The sequence below is a fragment of the Actinopolyspora lacussalsi subsp. righensis genome (genome assembly GCF_900116555.1).
GTDB classification, from domain to species: domain Bacteria; phylum Actinomycetota; class Actinomycetes; order Mycobacteriales; family Pseudonocardiaceae; genus Actinopolyspora; species Actinopolyspora lacussalsi.
Genome location: NZ_FPAT01000001.1, coordinates 217,821 through 238,424 on the forward strand (window position 1 = coordinate 217,821; position 20,604 = coordinate 238,424).

The following is a 20,604-nucleotide window of genomic DNA, read 5'->3' on the forward strand; positions in this document are numbered from 1 at the left end:
GAACAAACCATCCGTCCCTTCCGGAAGAGCTGTCGATCACTCGTCCGACGTCGCGAGACGACGAGGTCCGCTCACCGAGAGCACTCTCGTCGTGTCCGAATCGGACATCGTACCGGCCGTGCTCGTCCGACAGCGCGGCACTACCGAGGGGCAGCACGACACCACCCGACGAACGCGGCGGGGCTCAAACGACAGGGGCCGTGCCACGCGGTCGCGGAAGTCCGTCCAGCATCACCGGCAGGGTGGCGTGTCCGTTGGCGATGAAGCCTCCGGCGGGCCGGAGTTCGGAACCCGTGACCGCGAGTCGCATACCGGGAAAGCGCTCGAACAGGGCGGGCAGCGCGACCTCCGCCTCCAGCCGCGCCAGTGGTGCGCCGAGACAGTAGTGCGCGCCGTGCCCGAACGCCAGGTGATCCCCGTTGTCCGGCCGAGTGACGTCGAACTCGTCGGGGCGGTCGTAGCGCTCCGGATCGCGTCCCGCCGCGGCGTAACCGGCCAGGATGGGCTCACCGGCGCGAATGACGACACCGTCGAACTCGATGTCCTCGACGGCGTACCGCAACGGAACGTTGGCCAGCGGCGCCTGCCACCGCAGTGTTTCGGTGACCACCTGCTCCCAGGAGACGGAGCCTTCCCGGACCATGGCCAACTGGTCGGGGTGGCGGAGCACGGCGGTTATCGCGTGGTCGAGCAGATTCACGGTGGTCTCGTGTCCCGCCCCGATCAGCAGGATCAGTGTGTCGACCAGCTCACGCTCGTCGAGCCGGGCCTCGTTCTCGTCCCTGGCCTGCAACAACGCACTGGTCAGATCGTCGGCGGGCTCGGCTCGTTTGGTCGCCACCAGATCATTGAGCAGCGCATAGAGTTCGTACTGGGTGGCCTGCACCTGCTCGGGTGTGGCCGAGGTGTCGAACACACCGTCGACGACGCGGCGCAGTCCGGGGCGGGCATCGTCGGGGACGCCGAACAGGTGACAGATCACGGAGATGGGAAGCGGATAGGCGAACCGCTCACGGAGATCGACACCGCCCCGCGTGGGCAGGGCGGCCAGCTCGTCGAGCAACTCGTTGGTCTTCGTTTCGACGAAGGGGCGCATCGCGGCGATCCGGCGCGGGGTGAACGCCTTGGAGATCAGCGAGCGGAGTCTGCGGTGCTCCTGGCCGTGCGCGGTGAACATGTTGCGTACCGCGACCCAGCTCGCCAACGCCCAGTCATCGGGGATCTCGCCGTTGATCCAGCTGGGCCAGTGTTGTCTGGGATCCTTGGAAACACGGTTGTCCGCGAGTAGCTCCCGTAATCGCCGGTGACTGGTCACCGACCAAGCAACCACTCCCCCAGGTAGTTCAACGCGCGCCGCGGGGCCTTGGTCACGGAGCCGGCGCGCTTCGGTGTGGACGTCGTCTCCGGTGGGATCCAGGACGTGTGGGCAGGACGATTGCTCCATCGGCCGCTTTCTCCAGGTGTCTCGTCACGACTGTCGGTCTCCTGGACAGGCGGGAAGTGCACCGGCAGCGCGGTCAGAGCACGGTGGAACGGCCCGGGTCGCCACTCCAACTCGTCGGCGGGCACAGCCAAGTCCATATCTGGCAACGTATCCAAAATGGTCTCGATCGCAACAGAGGCGATCAATCGGGCCGTGCCTCTTGCCGGGCAGGTGTGCGGACCGGCACTCCAGGCCAGATGTGCCCGGTTGCCGTCGCGGCGGATGGACCGCAGTGCGGGATCGGTGTTGGCCGCGGCTATGCCGATCACCACGGGTTGGTTCGCGGGAAGCAACCTGCCCGCCAACTCGACCTCGCGGGTCGGGTAGGTGATGGCGTAGTTGGCCAGCGGTGGTTGTTTCCAGAGCACTTCGTCGATGGCGTCCTCCACCGGTAGCCGTCCTCCGGAAAGATCGCCCGCGAACCGGTCGTCGGCCAGCCACAGCCGCAACGCGTTCGTGATCAGATTCTGCACCGGTTCGGCACCGGCACCCATGAACACCACGAGCTGCTGCACCATCTCCTCGTCGTCGAGATCGGCCTCGTGCCCGAGCAACCAGGTGGTTATGTCGAACGAGGGCTGCTCGCGACGCAGCGCGATCAGCTCCGCGATGCACTGGCCGAGCTCCCGGTTGGCCCGTTCGGTGTCGATCCCGTCCCACAGGGCGGTCATCGCGTCGACCATGCGAGTGGTCAGTTCCGGTGGACTGCCGAACAGCCTGTTGAGCACCAGCAACGGCAGCACCCGGGCGTACTCGGCGAGCAGGTCCGCCTTCCCGGCGGGACCGAAGTCCCGGATGAGGCTCTCGGCGCTCTCGGTCACGTACCGACGCAGCGTCACGGAGTCGACCCGGCTCAGACTGTCGGTGATCGCCTGCCGCAGCCGGTCGTGCGCGGGTCCGTCCTGGAACAGGACATTGTCCCGGTACATCATCATCGCCACGACCGGGCTGTCGGCCGGCGCCTCACGCTGCCACGCACGAGAGTCCTTCGGGAACGTCTCGGGATCGCGCAGCACCGAAAGGGCGGTCTCGTGATCGAGCACGAGCGTGGCGGGAACTCCCGGGGCGAGTTCGACCGAGGCGAGCGGTCCCTGCTCGCGCAGCTCGGCGTAGACACCGTCGGGGTCGGCGGCGAACGCCTGATCGTGGATCGGCGTGGGGTCGGCGTGCATCGGACAACCGGACAGCACTGCTGTCTCGTCCCGGTCGGTTTCGGTCATGCGGACTCCTGGGCATGTTGCAAGGGTGAGGCGAGCACGTGCTCCACCAGGGAGATCATCGCTCGCGCGGTGGCGGAGCGATCACGAGCGTCACAGGTGACCAGCGGAATCTCGGGCAGTAAGTCGAACGCCTCGCGTAATTCCTCATGGGAGGGGATATCGACACTGTTGAAATCGTTGATCGCCACTCCGTAGGGCAGTCCCCGCTCCTCCAGCACGCTGATCACGTCGAAGGACTCCTCGAGGCGTGCCACATCTGCCAGCACCAGCGCACCCAACGCCCCGTGGGCGAGGTCCTCCCACATCGACAGGAAACGCTGCTGCCCCGGCGTGCCGAACATGTACAGCACCACCCTGTCGCTGAGCGTGCGACGGCCGAAGTCGAGCGCCACCGTGGTGGTGGTCTTGTCCGTGATCCCGTGCAGATCGTCGACGACCGCACCGTCCCGGGTCATCGTCTCCTCGGTGTGCAACGGCTCGATCTCGGACAACGTGTTGACGAAGGTGCTCTTGCCGACCGCGAACGGCCCCACGACCAGAACCTTGACGGCGGTACGGACGCTGTCCGGCAGATACACCTCACCGGAGGGCTCTGAGCCCATCAAGCACCTCCTGCAGTAGTTCGCGGTCCGGCCCGTGCTGCTGCCACTCGGTCGACAACGTGGCCAGATGCCCCTGATCCACCAGATCCGCCACTATCACCCTGGTGACGCTGGCCGGTAATTCGAGATGGGCCGCGATCTCGGCGATCGACAACGATCCGCCGGAGCACAGCCGCAGGGTCCGGCGCTGCTCCGGCGAGAGCAGCGCGGGATCGGCATGCCGTGTGGCCTGGATGAGCGTGGTGAGGTCGAGAGTGTTCCTGGTCGGGTGAGCACGTCCTCCCGTGATCAGGTAAGGACGTACCAGCGACTCCCGATCCCGCCGGCGAGGCGGACTCATGATCGGTCACTGTCCCCGGATCGGGGCAGGGTTCCCAGTTCGGATCCCAGCTTCTGCACCACCGCGTGGAACCGCTGGGTTGCCGGCCCCATGTCGACCTTCTTGGTGGTCGACACGCCCATGTAGGCGTGGGGCCCGGCGGCGATGAGAAAGATGTAGCCCGTGTCGAACTCGATGAGCGTCTGGTTCCACGTGGGCTGCGCGCCGCAGAACTCCGTGGCCGCGGCGGAGGAACCGCGCAGCGAGGCCAGACACGCCGCGAACCGGTCGGCGTCGGCCTCACCGATGTCTCCCGTGGCCGTGATCACCAATCCGTCTCTGGCTAAGACCACGGCGCTGCGTACCTCCGGCAGCAGCACGTCGTCGAGCATCCAACGGAGTTCCGGGCGCCGGACGGTGTTCGTACTCATGCGTGGGGGTCCTCATCCTCGTTCTCACCAACGGACACGGCACTGCTGGAGTCACTGGCCTGCTGCCAGGCAGCCAACCCCGCGGCGCTGTCGGAGTCCGCGGGCGGTGCCGAGTCGGGTTGTGCCGCGGTGGTTTCCCGCGTCCTGCGACTGCGTTTGGGCAGTCCTCCCGAAGTACGCTGCCGAGCAGGGGTGGACTGCTCGTCGTCGCCGGCCGACTCGGTGGCCGCCTTCTGACGGACCTCGTTCTCGTCGGGGGTCTCGATGTGGGTCAGCAACTCGTTGGGCACGAACACCACTGCCCGCATCCCGCCGTAGAGCGGTGGAGCGTCCACGGAGACGGTCAGTCCGTAACGGACGGCCAGCAGCCCGACGACGGCGAATCCCACACGGGGAGGATCACCGATCTCGTCCAGGGCGATCTCCTGTTTCGACAACAGCCGTTCGGCTCGGCGCCGTTCCTCCAGCGGCATGCCGACTCCCGCGTCGTCGATCGTGATGGCGACGCCGTTGTGGGCGTGCTGCACCCCGACCGCGACCTGGGCGTACGGCGGGGAGTAACGCGCGGCGTTGTCCAGCAGCTCCGCCACCAACAGGACCAGCGGTTCCACCACACGAGTGATAACGCCGAGATCGCCGACGGAATCACCCTGTGTGCTGGGGTTGTAGGCACTCACGGAGATGCGCTGGTAATCCCTGATCTGCGACTGGGCACCGCGGAGAATGTCCTGCAGACTCGTCGCCGAACGTTGCTGTCCGATCCAGGCCCCGAACAGCACGGCGAACCCCCGCAGCCGCCTGCTGAGCTGGGAACCGGCGTGGTCGATGGTGTAGAGATCGGCGAGCACATCGGCGTCGTCGTGCCGGTGCTGCATGTCCGACACCGCCATGTGCTGTTCGGAAGCCAGCCCGCGCACGGTGTCCAGCACACCGGTCAGGGTGCGTCGTGAGGAGTGTTCGGTGTGTTCGCGAGTGGCACGCACGATCCGCTCGATCACGTCGACGAGTTCGGCGAGCGAGTCGGAGGCGAACGTGCCGTCCTCCTGCCGCAACGGACCCGGCACCGGGGCGCTCGACATCCCGTTGAGGGATTCGGCCAGCGCGGGCAACCGCTTGCTCCTCAGGTGTTCGAGCTCGGCGAGATGCTGCTCACGCTCCCGAACGAGCTCCATTATCCGCTGTCGTTGGCGCGCGATGGCCGCCGCACCTGCTACCGCCAGGGCGGTCAAACCGGCGGCGCCCGCCGATCGCACCACCGACGCGACACTCCAACGGTGGTGGGGCGAGATCTTTGGGTGTTGTGTTGTCATGCGTCCCTCGTGAACGAACGTGCGGGGCACCATGCGTCATGGCAGCCACGGAGACGACACCGCCGTCGCCGGAGTTGGTCCGTGTCCGGCGACTTGAGGTCCGTATCGGACTTGCCCGGCACAACTCCGGTGCGGTGAGGTGGTCGCGGGCAAGATCGTACGCAACCAGCGGAATCACTCCTAGCGGCGGCGGGTACTAATACCGATCGGAGTACCACTAGAGTGTGAAAGACGTGTATCCGTCCACACAGGATCACTTATTCGCCGGAATCCCCCGAAGCGACATGTTTCGGAAACTTCGCGGCACTTACCCGGAAGGGACCGGCGATCCGATGAAGGGATGAGAAAGACACTCGGATCCGCTTCGGAAATCCGCGGCAAAGCCCGCACCGAGCTCGCGCACGGCTTCGGAAACGGCGCTCGCCCGTCCCGAACGGTTCAACCGCGCTCGACGGCCGCTCGCAGCGCGTGCAGAGTGCGCTCGATGTTGCGTTGATTGGCTTCCTGCCTGTGGGTCTCGCCGGTGGTCTCGGCGCTGACCGGGGTGTACCAGGCAGGACGACGATCCCAGGCACTTTCCACCACGAGACAGCCCGCATCGGTGGAACTGAGCTCGAAACGCCAGTGTGAGACCGGTGTGTCACCGTCGTCGACATCGAATGCGAAGCATTGTCCACTTTCGGCTACACGCACAGTAGCCACTGTCGACCAGGTTTTATCACCGTTCCGGTTGAAGCCACGAAAACGAACTCCCGGGCGTGGAGATGATTCGTCCAGCCAGGTGCAGGACTCGAGTTCCTCGGAGACCTCGGCGAGCACGTCGAGATCGGTGAGCATCCGGTAGACGAGCTCGGGCGGAACCGCCATCTCGAGCTCAGCGCGGGCCGCGGGTTCCAGCACCATTACCTCCTGGTAAGAACGACTCTCCCCAAGTTAACCCGCTGCTGGCGTGTGGTTCTCGCCCGAGGGGCTGTACCACCCCCACAGTCGCACCGGAACCGGGTTCAGGATCGATACAGTTCTCGAAACCGGGCGCCGAGCGGGCGGACGCGAATGTCTGCTCTGCATGGAACGGCCCGATGGAGGACGATAGTGCGCGGGCCCCAAGCGTCCCGGTGTCCTCACCGCGGGCGCCCCGCAGCGCTCGGGGATGGTGATCCACAGTGATTCGAGATTACATCAGAACACATACGAATCCCCCGGTCTTCATCATCTCGGGGATCGTGGCCATAGCATTCGTGTTGTGGGGCGTGCTGGCCCCGGCGAACGTCGACACGGTAGCGAGCAACGTCAACAGCTTCATCACGACCAACTTCGGCTGGCTCTACATCCTGTCGGCCACGCTGTTCCTCATCTTCGTGGTCGTGATCATGCTGAGCAGGTTCGGCAACATACGGCTCGGTCCGCCGGACTCCAAACCGGAGTACGGCAGGTTGCCCTGGTTCGCCATGCTGTTCACGGCGGGCATGGGTATCGGGCTGGTCTACTTCGCGGTCAGCGAGCCGGTTTCGCACTACCTCAACCCACCCACCGGCCCCGGTGGTACCGAGGCGGACGTCTCCGAGGCGATGAACCTCACTTTCTTCCACTGGGGACTGCATCCCTGGGCGATCTACATCGTGCTGGGACTGTCGCTGGGTTACTTCGCGTTCCGCAGAGGAATGCCACTGCGCCCTGCCGCGGCGTTCTATCCGCTGCTCGGCGACCGCATCTACGGCTGGGTGGGACACCTGATCGACATCCTCGCCGTGTTCGGCACGTTGTTCGGCCTGGCCACCTCGCTCGGGATCGGTGGCCAGCAGGTGGGAGCCGGACTGGAGACCCTGTTCGGCATCCCGAACACGGCCACACTGCAGGTGATCCTGATCCTGTCCATCACGGCGATCGCGGTCGTGTCGGTGATGCTCGGCATCGACAAGGGCATCCGCAACCTGTCGCTGATCAACCTGTGGCTGGCGTTCACCCTGATGGTGTTCGTGTTCGTGGTGGCCTCCTCGCGCGACATCGTCAACGCACTGGCGAACAACATCGGCACCTACCTGCAGAACCTGCCGTTGACGAGCTTCGAGACCTACCCCGGCAACGCGGCGGCCCGGGAGTGGCAGGCCGACTGGACCCTGTTCTACTGGGGATGGTGGATCTCCTGGTCCCCCTTCGTGGGAATGTTCCTGGCCAGGATCTCGTACGGACGTACGATTCGGCAGTTCATCGCCGGTGCCCTGTTCGCACCGGTCGGGGCCTCGATGGTGTGGCTGACGGTGTTCGGTGACGCGGCGTTGCAGCGGCTTCGTGCCAACCCGAACAACCCCATCGGCGACGCGAGTTCGGAAACCGCGATGTTCGTGCTGTTCAATCAACTACCGGTGGTCGAGGTAGTCAGCATACTGGCCTCGGTACTGGCGATCATCGTGGTTGTGCTGTTCTTCGCCACCTCCTCGGACTCCGGCTCACTGGTGGTCGACATCCTCACCAACGGCGGTGACCCGCGTCCGAGATGGCAGCAGCGGCTGTTCTGGGCCGTGCTGGAGGGTGTGATCGCCGCGGTGTTGCTGGCTGCGGGAGCGGTCAGCGGGGCGGACGCGCTGAGTGCGTTGCAGACCGCCTCGATCGTGGCCGGACTGCCGTTCTGCATCGTGCTGCTGCTGATGTGCGTGGGTCTGAGCAGGGCACTGAATCAGGAACGCCGCACACTGCCCCGAACGGAGGAGCCGAGCCCTTTAATCGGTCTCCGGGAGAGCGCGGCCAGACGGACGAGGACGGGACCGACCGGTGAGCCGGGCGGAGGTAGCACGACGGGCACCTCCGAGGAGGACACCCGACGAAACGATTCCGGTAGCGATCAGGAGTGAATCCGCGAGTCGAGCACAGCGGCCGGTCGGACCTCGCCCGGGTCCGACCGGCCGCTTCACCACGAGCGGGACCGAGCGCTCACGTCACGTAGGGCCACCCCTGGGAGTCCCAGCCGAGTAGGTTGATCCCCAGCTTGTGCGCGCCGGAGTCGTTGGCGTCGTAGTAGTGGTAGGCCAGCAGGCTGCCGTCGCTGTCGTGCATCACGCTCTGCCCACCGGGCCCGATGATGTTGTCGTGACTTCCGAGTATTCGCGTACCACCACCCTGCAGCATGGGGGTTCCGGAGCGGTCCACATAGGGACCGGTGGGCGAGGTGGAACGTCCGGCCATGACCCGGTACGTGCTGTCGGTACCCTGACAGCACTGCCCGAAAGAGGTGATCAGGTAGAAGTAGCCGTCACGCTCGACGATCTCCGGAGCCTCGACGGCGTCCGAGGCGGGACCGCTGGCGAGGTGGTAGAGCGTCCGATCGGTACCGTGCTGCTTTCCGGTGGCGGGGTCGAGCCTGATCATGCGGATGCCGCTCCAGAAGGAGCCGAAGGCCAACCACCACTTTCCGGAGCTGTCGACGAACAGGTTCGGGTCGATGGCGTTGTGGTTGTCGCCGGTGGTCGTGCTGTAGACGATGCCCTGGTCCTGCCAGTCACCGGGTGCCGCGGTCGTGCTGGTGGCCAGACCGATCGCCGAGTGGTTGGATCCGAACGAGGAGGCGGCGTAGTACAGCCAGTACCTGCCGTTGTGGTGGGAGACGTCCGGGGCCCAGATGTCGCCCTCGGAATTGTAGTCGTGGATCCAGGAGGGAACACTGGTGAACGCCGAACCGGTACGTTCGAAGTCGATTCTGTCGGCGGAAAGGCGCTGCTGTATCCCGCCACCGGTGGAAAACAATCGGTAGCCGGAATCCGTACGCACCATGGATGGGTCGTGTGCGCCGATATCGCCGGTCACGGCACCGGGCATCGGGTAGTCCGCCGCGGCGGCGCCGGGGGCGGCGATTCCGAGGCTCGTCAGCAAAGCGGCGATGACACCCGCTGTCCGAAGTGGAATTCGTTTGGTGAACATGGGCTCCTCAAAGGTCGTCCGTGCTCGGCACACTAGGAATCACGCGTTCACCTGACCGGCCGTGACACGCTGATCCACTCGACCGGGCAATGTGAGCCACCCGAACGTGGTAGCCGATCGTCCCGAAATCGGCCGTTCGAAAAGCCGAACACTGTCCGGTCAAGTTAGGGTTAGGTGACGTCCCGGTCAACACGATCCGACGCACAGCGTCTTTTCGGCGGTGCCCGGCACCGCCGATTCGGCGCAGCCACGTACCGAATCGACGGACGGCCCCCGCCACCTCTCGAAACCCGAACCCTCTCCGGGAAATCGCACGGCTCCCGCCGTTGATCCAGCGAACGGGACACTCGAGGAAAACTGGGATCAGTCCGCCGCACGCGGCGAGATCACGCGGAAGGTTCCGCCGAACGAACGCGGGAAAACGGCGGCAACGGACTCCTACAGCTCATCTGGTCTGCAACAACGGCACGGCGGGAGCCCCACTGGGCAACATGTACTTGCCGATCATCAGCGGCGTGCTGTCCTCGCGGACCACCTGGGTGATCAACACCACCGGGGTGTCGGCCGGACGCTGGAAGGCCGCACCGCGTTGTCCTCCCAGCACTGTCGCGGTGATCCCGCTCGACCCGCGCAGCGAAAGCCCGGGAGAGCGCGAGGTCAGCACGTCCAACATGGTCCTCGGCTCCTCCGAGGCGACACGCAACGCTTCCGGCAGGTCCGGATCCAGCTCGACGAGGGTCTCGTCCGGCAGAATCCATTCCTGGACCAGGCAGGCGGGCGAACCCTCGACGTCGACGATGCTCTCCCAGAACCGGATCTCGCTGGCCGCGGGGACCGGCAGGTGTTGCAGCACCAGGTCGGTCGGCTCTTCGGTGGAGCGGGCCAGCGCACGAACGCCTGTCGCCTCGGCCCCCAGCAACTTCTCCACGGAGCCCAGACGTTCGAAACCCCGGTGCGGGGTTCCGGTGCTGACCGTGCGACCCACCCCCCGACGAACCGTGATCACCCCGTCCTCCTGCAGCAGGATCAGTGCCTCCCGCAGCGCCGGGCGACTCACCCCCAGTTCACCGGCGAGTTCGGGTTCGGACGGCAGTGCCGAGCCGGGTGGGTAGTGTCCTTGGCGGACGGCGTCCACGATCCGCTCGTAGAGCTCCACCGACGGTCTGCGCTGTGATCCACGACTGCCCGGCACACTTCACCTCATTCGGAACTTTGTCAGACAAGTTAGTTCCGAAGAGGCGCTCCGGTCAATCAGCCGGGCCGAACTGGGAACACAACAAGAGGACCATGCGAAACGCCGATTGTAAGCAGAGTTTGACACCAAAGCGGCGCGAGGTGTAGACACTCGACCAATCAAACTTGTCTGACAACCTTGCGCAAGGCAGAAGGAGCACTGATGCGAGGGATGACCACCGGTCCCACGGACGAACAGCTCGTGCAGGCTCCGAAGGTACTGCTGCACGACCACCTGGACGGTGGCCTGCGCCCGCGGACGGTCGCCGAACTCGCCGCGCGGAACGGCTACGAGCAGCTGCCGAGCACGGATCCCGAGGAGTTGGAGAGCTGGTTCGCCGCGGCGGCCGAGGCCGGCTCGCTGGAGGAATATCTGGAACGTTTCGCCCACACTGTCGGGGTGCTGCAGACTTCGGAGGCGCTGCACCGGGTCGCGGCGGAGTGCGCCGAGGACCTCGCCGCCGACGGGGTGGTATACGCCGAGATCCGTTATGCCCCCGAACTGAGCACCCAGGGCGGCCTGGAGTTGGACCAGGTGGTCGAGGCCATCCTGGCCGGATTCGCCGAGGGCGCGAACCGTGCGGCGCGGCACGGCAGGCGAATCAGGCTCGGGCTGCTGCTGTGTGCCATGCGACAGGCCTCCCGTTCCTCCGAGATCGCCAGGCTGGCGGTGCGTTACCGCGACGAGGGCGTGGTCGGTTTCGACATCGCCGGCCCGGAAGCGGGACATCCACCCACCCAGTCCTTGGAGGCGTTCGAGTACCTGCGCCGCGAGAACTTCCACTTCACCATTCACGCGGGCGAGGGTTTCGGGCTTCCCTCCATCTGGGAAGCGATCCAGTACTGCGGCGCGGCGCGCCTGGGGCACGGAGTTCGGATCCTCGACGACATCACGTTCGACGAGCACGGAACAGCCCACTTGGGGCGGCTCGCCTCCTTCGTGCGGGACCGGAGGATTCCGCTCGAGATGTGCCCACGGTCCAACGTGCACACCGGGACGGTGAACTCCCTGCCGGAGCACCCCATCGCCCTGCTGCGGGGACTACACTTCCGCGTGACGGTCAACACCGACAACAGGCTGATGAGCCAGACGAGCATGAGTGGTGAGTTCCGCGAGCTCATCGACACCTTCGGCTACACGCTGGACGATCTGCAGTGGTTCACGGTCAACGCGATGAAGTCGGCGTTCCTGCCGTTCAACCAGCGGCTCGCGCTGATCAACGAGGTGATCAAACCCGGTTACGCCGCACTGCGCTCGGAGGCGCTGTTCGGCAGAGTCGACGACTCGGTGGGTCCGGTGACGGCTCCCTCCGGAACCGGCGAGTGAGTTTCGGCAGCCTGGATCTAGTGGGTGAACGAAGTGGTTTCCGCACGAACGGGATCGCCGCCGGCCCCGAGCGGGGTGCTCGCGGAGTCCTGGTGAGCGACCCCGCGGAAACCGCGGAGTCGAAGGCTGTTGCCGACGACGAACACCGAGCTGAACGCCATGGCCGCTCCCGCGATCATGGGGTTGAGCAGTCCCGCCGCGGCCAGCGGCAACGCGGCCACGTTGTACCCGAACGCCCAGAACAGATTGCCCTTGATGGTCCGAAGCGTGCGCCTGGACAGTCGGATCGCGTCCACCGCGGCGCGCGGATCGCCACGCACCAGCGTGAGATCGCTGGCCTCGATCGCCACGTCGGTACCTGTTCCCATCGCCAGTCCCAGGTCGGCACGTGCGAGCGCCGCGGCGTCGTTGACCCCGTCACCGACCATGGCTACCACGCCGCCCCGGTCCTGGATACGCCCGACGACGTCGACCTTGTCCTCGGGCATCACCTCGGACCGGACCTGCTCGATACCGACGCGGGCAGCGATGGAGCGGGCTACCGCGTCGTTGTCACCGGTCAACAGCACGGGGGTGAGCCCCAGTTCGCGCATTCCTCGCACGGCCTGCGCGCTGCTGGGTTTGACGGTGTCGGCGACGACCAGCACGGCGCGGGCCTCACCGTCGCGGGCCACCACCACCGCGGTCGAGCCGTCCCGTTCGGCGGCCCGCTTGGCTTCGGCGAGTGGCCCGGGTAGCGTAATGCCCCGCTGCTCGATCAGCTGGGCACGCCCCACGAGGACGGTGTGGCCGTCGACGGCTCCGTGTACGCCGAGTCCCTCGATGTTGCCGAATTCCTCGATCGCGGGCAGCGGACCCACCCGCTCGGCGGCGCCGCGAGCGATGGCCCGGGCGATCGGGTGCTCCGACCCGTTCTCCAACGCTCCGGCCAAGGCCAACACCTCGGAATCCGAACCGTCCTCGGTGGTGTGGACCGAGAGCAGCTCCATGTCGCCCGTGGTGATCGTTCCGGTCTTGTCCAGCACGACGGTGTCCACACGGCGAGTGGACTCCAGCACCTCGGGGCCCTTGATCAGTATTCCCAGCTGAGCGCCTCTGCCGGTACCGACCAGCAGTGCCGTGGGGGTGGCCAGCCCCAGGGCGCAGGGGCAGGCGATGATCAGCACGGCCACGGCGGCGGTGAACGCGGTGGTGACTCCCCCACCGACGAACAACCAGTACAGCAGCGTACCGAGCGCGAGGACGATCACGATCGGCACGAACACCGCCGAGACCCGATCGGCGAGACGCTGTACCCGCGCCTTGCCCGCCTGCGCGTCCTCGACCAGCTTGGCCATCCGGGCCAGCTGGGTGTCGGAACCGATCCGCGTGGCTCGCACGACCATCCGGCCGCCCGCGTTGACCGTGGCACCGATCACGGTGTCACCGGGCTCGACCTCGACGGGCACGGATTCGCCGGTGAGCATGCTCGCGTCCACGGCCGAGCTGCCCTCGGTCACCACTCCGTCGGTGGCGATCTTCTCACCGGGGCGTACCACGAACAGGTCATCGACACGCAGCTGTTCGACCGGAACGAGCGACTCCCGGCCGTCGCGCAGCACCGCGACCTCTTTGGCGCCGAGTCGCAGCAGCGCACGTAGCGCCGCTCCGGATCGACGCTTGGAGCGGGCCTCGAAGTACCTGCCCGCCAGGATGAAGGTGGTCACGCCGGCGGCGACTTCGAGGTAGATCGAGCTCCCACCGTCGACGTGTCGCACCGAGAAATCGAAGGAGTGGGTCATGCCGGGAACCCCGGCGCCACCGAACAGCAGGGCGTACAGCGACCAACCGAAGGCGGCCGAGGTACCCAGCGATATCAGGGTGTCCATCGTGACGGCGCCGTGGCGCAGGTTCGTCCAGGTGGCGCGGTGGAACGGCAGCGCCCCCCACACCAGAACCGGCGCGGCAAGGGTCAACGAGATCCACTGCCAGTAGGTGAACTGCAGCACGGGCACCATGGCCATGGCGATGACGGGGACCGAGAGCAGCGCCGAGACGATCAACCGCTGCCGGAGCAGCAGCTCGTCGCTCTCCGCACTCTCGGCGGTCTCCGTGGCTTCACCCGCCGTTTCGTCGGGGCTTTCGGAGCTGTAGGAGCCGGCAGGGGTGGCACTGTAGCCCGCCGCCTCGATGGTGCCGACGAGCCGCTCGGTACCGGTATCAGGGGGATGAGTAACCCTGACCTTCTCGGTGGCGTAGTTGACGGTGGCACTCACCCCGTCGAGCTTGTTGAGCTTGCGCTCGATCCGGGATGCGCAGGAGGCGCAGGTCATTCCGCCGACCGACAGTTCGGTGTCGATCGCCTGCTCCGATGGGAGCGTGTCCTGTCGGCCGGTGGTCATCGTTGGTTCCCCTCTCGACACGACCGGGAGCGTTCCGCGGCACCGCGACGGAGGTCGCCGGCGGCGACTCGTGACCGTCCGCGTTCGATATCGTGTTCCGAACCCAGCTATATACCCTACGGGGGTACCGTGTCAACGAGTCGAGCGCCGAACTCCCACAGCCGGACTACCGACGACGAGCACCGGTCACAGGACTCGCCCCGGAACGGACACGCACCCGCGTCCGCGGGGCAGAGCGCCGAGAAGGGGCCGGCTCAGGAGCGCACGAGACGAGCGATGGCGTCGCTGGCCTCCTGGATCTTGGCCTCGGCGTCCTCACCGCCCTCGGAGACGGCCTCCGCGACGCAGTGCTTGAGGTGCTCGTCCAGCAGCCCCAGCGACACCGCCTGCAGCCCCTTGGTAACCGCCGAGACCTGGGTCAGTACGTCGATGCAGTACTCATCGTTCTCGACCATGCGCGCCAGACCGCGCACCTGGCCCTCGACACGCCGCAGCCGCTTGAGGTACTCCTCTTTGTCCTGGGCATACCCGCGCATTCGACCTCCCTCACCGACACGGACAAACCACTCCCAGCATACCCCCTACCCGTAACCCCACCCGTGGGAACCAGGCCCCGCCGGACGGGCCACGAACCACCCCCGAGGGGTATGCAGGGCTCATCCCAGCAGTCGAGCGGCAGCCTGTTTGGCCACGGCGACCGGATCACGGACCCGCCCGGTGCCCGAAGTGACCAGCACTCCTTCCCACAGCAGGAAGAGCTGCTCGGCGACCAGCGACGGATCGGCGGACCCCGAAGCGGCGACCAGTTCGGTCAGCCATTCGCGCAGCCGCGCCTTGTCCCTCTCGATCACCGCCTGCGCGGGATGCGTCGAATCGGCGAGTTCGGCCTCGGCGTTGCCGAACGCACATCCACGGGGGCACTCCCGTTCGAGCCAGCTCGCCAAGATGTCGAAAGCCGCCAGCACCCGGCCCGAGGGTGTGCCGCCGATCCGTCGCAGCTCGCTGTCGAAGAACGCGCTCCAGCGCTGTTCACGACGTTCGAGGTAGGCGGCCACCAACTCGTCCTTGGAGCTGAAGTGGTTGTACAGGCTCATCTTGGCGACCCCGGCACGCTCGATGACCGTGTCGATACCGACGGCACGGATGCCGTGCCGGTAGAACAGTTCGGAGGCCGCCTCGAGCAGCCGCTCCCGCGCGGAACCACGCGGCCGTGATCCTCGTGTCGCCGTGCCGGTACTCATCAGCAGCTCTTCCCTTCACCCGGTCGCGGAATCGACGGTACTCGCGGCACCGCGAGTCGCGGACGATACCGGAGCGATTCCGCGTTCCTCGAAACTCGGGCGCGCACGGTTGTTCGATAACCGACCGGGGAAACGACTACGCTGGACATCGGGATGACCGCGCAGTGGGCACACGTCGCGCCCCACGGTCGGCAACACCCCGCCGAAGGGCGGTGAACGGTGATGACGGGAACGATTCCGCTGGGCCGGGTGGCCGGGATTCGCCTGCAGCTGCACTGGAGCGTGGCGGGCATCATCGGACTGATCGTCTTCATGCTGGGTGCCTACTGGCTGCCCACCACGCTGCCCGGACACGCCACGGTTTTCTACTGGATCGCGAGCACCGCGGCCGCGCTGTTGCTGATCGTCTCGGTGCTGCTGCACGAACTGGCTCACGCGCTCGTGGCCGTACGACACGGTCTGAGCGTCGACCGGGTCACGCTGTGGTTGCTCGGTGGGGTCGCCCGGCTGCGCGGCGAGGCCCCCACTCCCAGGGCGGAGTTGTTCATCTCCGGCGTCGGACCGCTGGTGAGCGGCGCGGTGGCGGGGGCGTTCGCGCTGGCGACATGGGTGCTGGTCACCCTGCAGGCCGGCCAGCTGGTGATCATCGTTGCTGCCTATCTGGGGATGTTGAACCTCGCGATCATGGTGTTCAACCTGCTTCCGGCCGCTCCGCTGGACGGCGGTCGAATTCTGCGCGCGGTGATCTGGGCCCGTACCGGACAACGCTTCAAAGCCGCCCTGTGGGCGACCCGCACGGGCGCTGGTCTGGGGTTCCTGCTCATCGCGGGCGGCTTCGTGAGTGTGGTCACGCGTGGCATCGAGGGCATCTGGGCGATGCTGGTCGGCCTTTTCGTGCTACAGGCCGCCGCCGCCGAACGCCAGCAGGCAAGGCTGGGCATGGCGTTGGGCGATGTCCGGATAGATGAGTTCGTCACGACCGGCGCGACCCCGCGGTGGTCGGACCTGTCGGTCAGTGACGTGCTGAACTCCCCGTTCGGCAACGACGGCTCGGTATTCGCGGTGGTGGATCGTGACGGCACGCTGCGCGGAGTGCTCAGCCCCCGTCGACTGCACGAGGTGCCGGTCACCGAGCGAAACCGGAACACGCTGCGCGAGCTGGCCGATCCGCTCTCCGAGTTCACCACCGCGAGTCGTGGTGAACCGGTGACCAGCGTGCTCGCCCGTTACGACGATCCCCGGCGCTCGATCCTGGTGCTGGATCAGGGACGAGCGGAGGGGCTGGTGCCCGCGACGGACCTCAACCGGCTCATCGCCGAACGAGTGCCGGGTCCCGCCGCGCACCGAGCGGGAATCTCGCCGGATGGTGCTGGTGGACGGGGTGGCACGGAACCGGACCCACCATCGGACTGGTGGTACCCGGGACAACGCCGGGGGCAGTGAAGCCACCTCCGGATGAGCGCTCCTCGAAACGCTCCCGCGAACGATCTCCCCGGTCGGAGTCCGCCACCCCGGCTCACCGAAGTGGCGGACTCCTACTGGTTCTCACCGCGTGGGATCCGCACGGTCTCGCCACGTTCCACCGCGGCGACGCCCGGCACGGCGCGGGCAGCGTCGAAGTGCTCACGCTCCAGAACGCCGGTGATCACCCCCACGAGCTCGAGCACTCGGTCCACGCGCATCCCGACCCGGCGCAGTCGCCGCGCCACGGTGTCGATGTGGTCGAGCCACTCTTCGTTCACGGTGACCACCACTTCGTCGGTCATGGTCTCCGTCCGCGCCTCACGAGGGTGCCTTGGCGATTCCCGCTCCGACGTCGACGCCGGGCAGTTCGAGCCGCTGGGCACCACGGATCAGTGTGGACCACAGCGCCTCCCCTGCCGCGTCGGTACGCTGCGCCCACAGCGCGGCGATGCCCGAGACGTGCGGGGTGGCCATGCTCGTACCGGAGATCGTGCGGTACCTCCGGTCCATGGGCCAGGTGGAATACACCTCGACTCCCGGTGCCGCGATGTCGATCTGCCCGCCGTCGACCGGGTTGCTGCGCGCCGAGAAGTCGGCTATACCGAGCCGGGAGTCCAACGCGGCGACCGCCATGATCGAGGGGCTGTTGGCCGGGACGCCCACGAAACCGGGGTTCCCGGAATCACGGTCGGCGTTGTTGCCCGCGGCTGCCACGATCAGCGAACCGCGATTGAGCGCCCGCTGCCCCACGGTCTCGTAACGCCGTGAGACGGCACGGATGTCGGCACCGAGCGACATGGAGATCACCCGGCAGTCGTTGCCGATCGCCCAGTTGATCGCGGCGAGGATGTTGGTGTCGGTACCGGATCCACCGTCACCGAGCACTTTGCCCACCAGGATCTCGGCTCGGGTCGCCACTCCGTAGCGACGGCTGCCGGGTGGCTCCGGCGGGTTCTCCGGGCCGCAGGACGTGCCCACGCAATGCGTGCCGTGACCGTTGCCGTCCTGGGCGGCTTCGCCGCTCACGAAGGAACGTGCCGAGATCTCGCGGTCGGCGAAGTCCGGATGACTCGAGTCCAGCCCCGTATCCAGCACGGCCACCCGGATTCCCTGGCCGGTCGCGGCGGAGTCGAGCACTCCGGTGGCCTGCAGACCCCAGGTCGCCTCGGATGTGTCGTGGAATTCGACCGGGGCGGCCCGAACGGTGGACCAGCCGGTGTCGGTGGTCGGTGTCCGAGCCGTGGACGGTTCTGCTTGTGTGTCCTCCGGCCCGCTCAGGGCGTACATGTACTGTTCGGGCTCGATGGCCGTCACGCGGGGGTCCTCGGCAGCGGCGGCCATGATCGAGGCCGCCCTGTCCGGATCGGCCGTCACCGTGCCGATACCGAGGTCGGCGAAGACGGTGGCATCGGCCGAGGCGGCCTGATCCACGTTCAGCGCACGCCATTCGTAGTCGGAGGTGCTGGCCACGTTGACCGCGCCACCCACCGAACGCAGCGTTTCGACCTGATCGGTCTCGCGGGCGAACGTATCGTCGCTGAACACCAGGACGTATCGTCCGGTCGGTGATACCGGTTGTGCGGAAGCGTCGGCATAGTGCCCGTTTCCGGGGGGTGTAGTCGAACTGGTCATCCTCGTATCCCTCCCGGGGATTATCACGGAGACAACACCGCGAACTCGGCGGATTCGGCCGGTCGTTCGGGTGGGCCGAATCGTGGCGGCTGGGCCGAACCGCGGAATTCACAACGGATTGTTGTTTCGAACGGTCTCGTCGCTTGTGCACGAGTCCGAGGGGCCACCAGCCACGGTAACGCGCCGCTGGACGCGCCAACCACACCTGAACGTAGGGTCTTTCGGACCTTTTTCGAAGGTCGGAGACACTACGAGAACATTTTTCACTTAGTTTGCACCTTCATGCATGTCACCGGAGAATAAGAATTTTACTCGATCGAGTGGCAGCCCCGGGCTGAAGCGGCAACGAAATAACCCGTAGAGACGATATGTTCACCCGGTCGGACGAGATGATCGTGCGACAAGTCGAAACCGGATTCGGAACAGGACACTCCCCGACCTCCGGCTCACGCGCCGGAGGGATCGTGGTACTCCCCCAGCCCCGCGAACCAGCCAGCGTAGGGCGTGTCGCCGACCGCGTACCCGGTGAGATCGGGAGCTCCGTCGGTCCACCACACCGGACCGCGCTCCCCCAGGGCACGCTTCGCCGTATCGACCTCGGCCCGCGCCTCTTCCCGCGCGGCGGCGTCCTCCCGGCGCATCGCGGCCCGCTTCTTCCTGCGGGCGGCCATCAGTTCCCGCACGAGTCCGTCCCGACGGTCCGGATCGAGATCCGGATTCGTGCGGCGCCACAACCTGCCACGTGCCACGAAATAACGCCCGTCCGGTGTCACGGGGTGACGCATGACGTCATGCTATCGGCGACTTCGAGGATCGCACCGCACGGATAATCGACCGGTTCTTTCGGCAGTGGAGTCACGGCGCTTACGACTCGATGCCGTTCGTACGAACAGTTCATTTCGATCAATACTGAAACTTCAAACGCACTACTGGTGAAGGACGACATCTCTCGATCCGGTACCGATCCGACACTGCCGTTCGAGGAGGAGCGAGAACGGAAACCGCCAGGAGCGACACGCCGAATCCGTCGAGCTCGGACAGTGGCGTGCGCGGCGTGACAACCGTGCGGCATAACATGACCGAGCGACACCCGTGATCTTCGTTTCCGGAAGGGGACTCCACGCAGTGACGGCCACCGCGATCACTCGTATCGGTAAGCACAGCTCCGCCTACCTGCAGCTGCCGGGCGGCTGGTTCCACAACAACGCGGGCTGGATCACCGGGGAGCACCGGACCCTGCTCGTCGACACCTGCGCCACCGAGAGCCGCAGCCGGGCACTGTTGGAAGCGGCGCGAGGTCCCGAACCGGAGACGGCGTTGACCGCCGTGCTCACCCACGCTCACGGCGACCACTCGCACGGAGCACGTCAGGTGGTCGAACACGGCGGCTCGGTCCACGCGGCGAACTCAGCGGTCGAGGAGATCCACGACGGGCCGCACACCTACCCGGAATTGTTCGAGTACGCCGACTGGGGCTCGATCGATCCGCCGGATCACATCACTCCGGTAACCGGTCGAACCACCATCGATCTCGGCGGCACCCACGCCGAGATCCACCCGGTGCCCACGAGGGCGCACACCGACGGGGACCTGGTGATCCACCACCCCGACGACGGTGTGCTGTTCACCGGCGATCTGCTGTTCCACGGCGTCACCCCCCTGGCGCTGCACGGCAGCATCGGGGGCTGGATCGAGGCACTGGACTGGTTGGAGACCTTCGACGCGGACACCCTGGTCCCCGGACACGGGCCGGTGATCACCCGCGACGACTCCGTACTCGCGCAGCAGCGCGAGTACCTGCGATGGCTGCTCGACAACACCACCGAGGCGCTGCCCGAGTTCGCCAAGCTGGAGGACCTGGCGCGGCGGGGCTGGCCCGAGTGGCACGACGCGGAACGCCACTCCGTCAATCTGCGCGTGGCACACGCCGAGAACCGCCGTCACACCCCGGACATCGCCGACGCGATCGCCGCGATGCTCGGTGCGGCGGGAAACCGGATCCCGCTGGAGCTGTGAGGGCCTCGGACCGTGGCGCGCACGGCACGGATA

General features: G+C 66.6%; 19 protein-coding genes. 4 read left to right on the plus strand and 15 right to left on the minus strand.

Annotated features, from left to right (window positions below):
- Nucleotides 1-184: 184 nt before the first annotated feature.
- From BM394_RS00990 to BM394_RS01020, 7 genes are all read right to left on the minus strand, one after another.
- Entirely contained in the window at nt 185-1,315 is a 1,131-nt protein-coding gene (locus BM394_RS00990) for a cytochrome P450 family protein (RefSeq protein WP_245779895.1), read from the minus strand.
- Nucleotides 1,312-2,703: a cytochrome P450 gene (locus tag BM394_RS23170; RefSeq protein WP_245779896.1), complete on the minus strand. Its 1,392-nt coding sequence runs from the start codon at nt 2,701-2,703 to the stop codon at nt 1,312-1,314. The genes BM394_RS00990 and BM394_RS23170 overlap by 4 nt, the downstream gene beginning before the upstream one ends.
- Entirely contained in the window at nt 2,700-3,305 is a 606-nt protein-coding gene (locus BM394_RS01000; protein WP_092930078.1) for a GTP-binding protein, read from the minus strand. Before BM394_RS01000 ends, BM394_RS23170 begins: the two co-directional genes overlap by 4 nt.
- A complete protein-coding gene (locus tag BM394_RS01005; RefSeq protein ID WP_092972798.1) occupies nt 3,283-3,645 on the minus strand; it encodes a DUF742 domain-containing protein in 363 nt (120 codons plus the stop codon). Before BM394_RS01005 ends, BM394_RS01000 begins: the two co-directional genes overlap by 23 nt.
- Complete coding sequence (locus tag BM394_RS01010) at nt 3,642-4,055, minus strand: roadblock/LC7 domain-containing protein (protein ID WP_092930072.1); 414 nt, start codon at nt 4,053-4,055, stop codon at nt 3,642-3,644. The genes BM394_RS01005 and BM394_RS01010 overlap by 4 nt, the downstream gene beginning before the upstream one ends.
- On the minus strand, nt 4,052-5,365 hold the full coding sequence (locus tag BM394_RS01015; protein ID WP_092972800.1) for an ATP-binding protein: 1,314 nt from the start codon (nt 5,363-5,365) through the stop codon (nt 4,052-4,054). Before BM394_RS01015 ends, BM394_RS01010 begins: the two co-directional genes overlap by 4 nt.
- 438 nt (nt 5,366-5,803) lie before the next feature.
- Entirely contained in the window at nt 5,804-6,265 is a 462-nt protein-coding gene (locus BM394_RS01020; RefSeq protein ID WP_092973606.1) for an SRPBCC family protein, read from the minus strand.
- A 263-nt stretch (nt 6,266-6,528) separates the two neighbouring features.
- Between BM394_RS01020 and BM394_RS01025 the strand changes: the two genes are divergently transcribed.
- Entirely contained in the window at nt 6,529-8,214 is a 1,686-nt protein-coding gene (locus BM394_RS01025) for a BCCT family transporter (protein WP_092972802.1), read from the plus strand.
- 79 nt (nt 8,215-8,293) lie between these two features.
- Here the strand turns inward: BM394_RS01025 and BM394_RS01030 are convergent, their stop codons facing one another.
- Nucleotides 8,294-9,277: an arabinan endo-1,5-alpha-L-arabinosidase gene (locus BM394_RS01030; protein WP_092972804.1), complete on the minus strand. Its 984-nt coding sequence runs from the start codon at nt 9,275-9,277 to the stop codon at nt 8,294-8,296.
- A gap of 445 nt (nt 9,278-9,722) precedes the next feature.
- Entirely contained in the window at nt 9,723-10,469 is a 747-nt protein-coding gene (locus BM394_RS01035) for a GntR family transcriptional regulator (RefSeq protein WP_245779897.1), read from the minus strand.
- Between the two features lie 213 nt (nt 10,470-10,682).
- Between BM394_RS01035 and BM394_RS01040 the strand changes: the two genes are divergently transcribed.
- Entirely contained in the window at nt 10,683-11,837 is a 1,155-nt protein-coding gene (locus BM394_RS01040; protein ID WP_175529937.1) for an adenosine deaminase, read from the plus strand.
- A 17-nt stretch (nt 11,838-11,854) separates the two neighbouring features.
- Here BM394_RS01040 and BM394_RS01045 read toward each other — a convergent pair whose 3' ends face one another.
- The 3 genes from BM394_RS01045 to BM394_RS01055 form a co-directional block, all read right to left on the minus strand.
- A complete protein-coding gene (locus tag BM394_RS01045; RefSeq protein ID WP_092972810.1) occupies nt 11,855-14,218 on the minus strand; it encodes a heavy metal translocating P-type ATPase in 2,364 nt (787 codons plus the stop codon).
- Between the two features lie 254 nt (nt 14,219-14,472).
- Complete coding sequence (locus BM394_RS01050; RefSeq protein WP_092626884.1) at nt 14,473-14,754, minus strand: metal-sensitive transcriptional regulator; 282 nt, start codon at nt 14,752-14,754, stop codon at nt 14,473-14,475.
- Nucleotides 14,755-14,874: 120 nt separating this feature from the next.
- Nucleotides 14,875-15,459, minus strand: a complete 585-nt coding sequence (locus tag BM394_RS01055) for a TetR/AcrR family transcriptional regulator (RefSeq protein ID WP_092972813.1) — start codon at nt 15,457-15,459, stop codon at nt 14,875-14,877.
- Between the two features lie 222 nt (nt 15,460-15,681).
- On the opposite strand from BM394_RS01055, the gene BM394_RS01060 reads away from it, so the two are divergent.
- Entirely contained in the window at nt 15,682-16,902 is a 1,221-nt protein-coding gene (locus BM394_RS01060) for a site-2 protease family protein (protein ID WP_092972815.1), read from the plus strand.
- Between the two features lie 92 nt (nt 16,903-16,994).
- Here BM394_RS01060 and BM394_RS01065 read toward each other — a convergent pair whose 3' ends face one another.
- The 3 genes from BM394_RS01065 to BM394_RS01075 all read right to left on the minus strand — a co-directional run bounded on the left by BM394_RS01065 (nt 16,995) and on the right by BM394_RS01075 (nt 19,340).
- A complete protein-coding gene (locus BM394_RS01065; protein ID WP_092972817.1) occupies nt 16,995-17,225 on the minus strand; it encodes a hypothetical protein in 231 nt (76 codons plus the stop codon).
- A gap of 16 nt (nt 17,226-17,241) precedes the next feature.
- Nucleotides 17,242-18,555 carry a S8 family serine peptidase gene (locus BM394_RS01070; RefSeq protein WP_092972819.1) on the minus strand — a complete coding sequence of 438 codons (1,314 nt, stop codon included), beginning with the start codon at nt 18,553-18,555 and terminating at the stop codon, nt 17,242-17,244.
- A gap of 446 nt (nt 18,556-19,001) precedes the next feature.
- Nucleotides 19,002-19,340, minus strand: coding sequence for a hypothetical protein (locus BM394_RS01075; protein ID WP_092972821.1), 339 nt, complete (start codon nt 19,338-19,340; stop codon nt 19,002-19,004).
- A gap of 340 nt (nt 19,341-19,680) precedes the next feature.
- Between BM394_RS01075 and BM394_RS01080 the strand changes: the two genes are divergently transcribed.
- A complete protein-coding gene (locus BM394_RS01080; RefSeq protein ID WP_092972822.1) occupies nt 19,681-20,571 on the plus strand; it encodes an MBL fold metallo-hydrolase in 891 nt (296 codons plus the stop codon).
- Nucleotides 20,572-20,604 lie beyond the last annotated feature (33 nt).

What these genes read in the sequence shown, in the direction of transcription:
- BM394_RS01055 (WP_092972813.1), bottom strand. Translation starts at nt 15,459, where the DNA reads ATGAGTACCGGCACGGCGACACGAGGATCACGGCCGCGTGGTTCCGCG.
- BM394_RS01030 (WP_092972804.1), bottom strand. Translation starts at nt 9,277, where the DNA reads ATGTTCACCAAACGAATTCCACTTCGGACAGCGGGTGTCATCGCCGCT.
- BM394_RS01045 (WP_092972810.1), bottom strand. Translation starts at nt 14,218, where the DNA reads ATGACCACCGGCCGACAGGACACGCTCCCATCGGAGCAGGCGATCGAC.
- BM394_RS01015 (WP_092972800.1), bottom strand. Translation starts at nt 5,365, where the DNA reads ATGACAACACAACACCCAAAGATCTCGCCCCACCACCGTTGGAGTGTC.
- BM394_RS01005 (WP_092972798.1), bottom strand. Translation starts at nt 3,645, where the DNA reads ATGAGTCCGCCTCGCCGGCGGGATCGGGAGTCGCTGGTACGTCCTTAC.
- BM394_RS01075 (WP_092972821.1), bottom strand. Translation starts at nt 19,340, where the DNA reads ATGCGTCACCCCGTGACACCGGACGGGCGTTATTTCGTGGCACGTGGC.
- BM394_RS23170 (WP_245779896.1), bottom strand. Translation starts at nt 2,703, where the DNA reads ATGACCGAAACCGACCGGGACGAGACAGCAGTGCTGTCCGGTTGTCCG.
- BM394_RS01010 (WP_092930072.1), bottom strand. Translation starts at nt 4,055, where the DNA reads ATGAGTACGAACACCGTCCGGCGCCCGGAACTCCGTTGGATGCTCGAC.
- BM394_RS01040 (WP_175529937.1), top strand. Translation starts at nt 10,683, where the DNA reads ATGACCACCGGTCCCACGGACGAACAGCTCGTGCAGGCTCCGAAGGTA.
- BM394_RS01000 (WP_092930078.1), bottom strand. Translation starts at nt 3,305, where the DNA reads ATGGGCTCAGAGCCCTCCGGTGAGGTGTATCTGCCGGACAGCGTCCGT.
- BM394_RS01050 (WP_092626884.1), bottom strand. Translation starts at nt 14,754, where the DNA reads ATGCGCGGGTATGCCCAGGACAAAGAGGAGTACCTCAAGCGGCTGCGG.
- BM394_RS01065 (WP_092972817.1), bottom strand. Translation starts at nt 17,225, where the DNA reads ATGACCGACGAAGTGGTGGTCACCGTGAACGAAGAGTGGCTCGACCAC.
- BM394_RS01070 (WP_092972819.1), bottom strand. Translation starts at nt 18,555, where the DNA reads ATGACCAGTTCGACTACACCCCCCGGAAACGGGCACTATGCCGACGCT.
- BM394_RS01060 (WP_092972815.1), top strand. Translation starts at nt 15,682, where the DNA reads ATGACGGGAACGATTCCGCTGGGCCGGGTGGCCGGGATTCGCCTGCAG.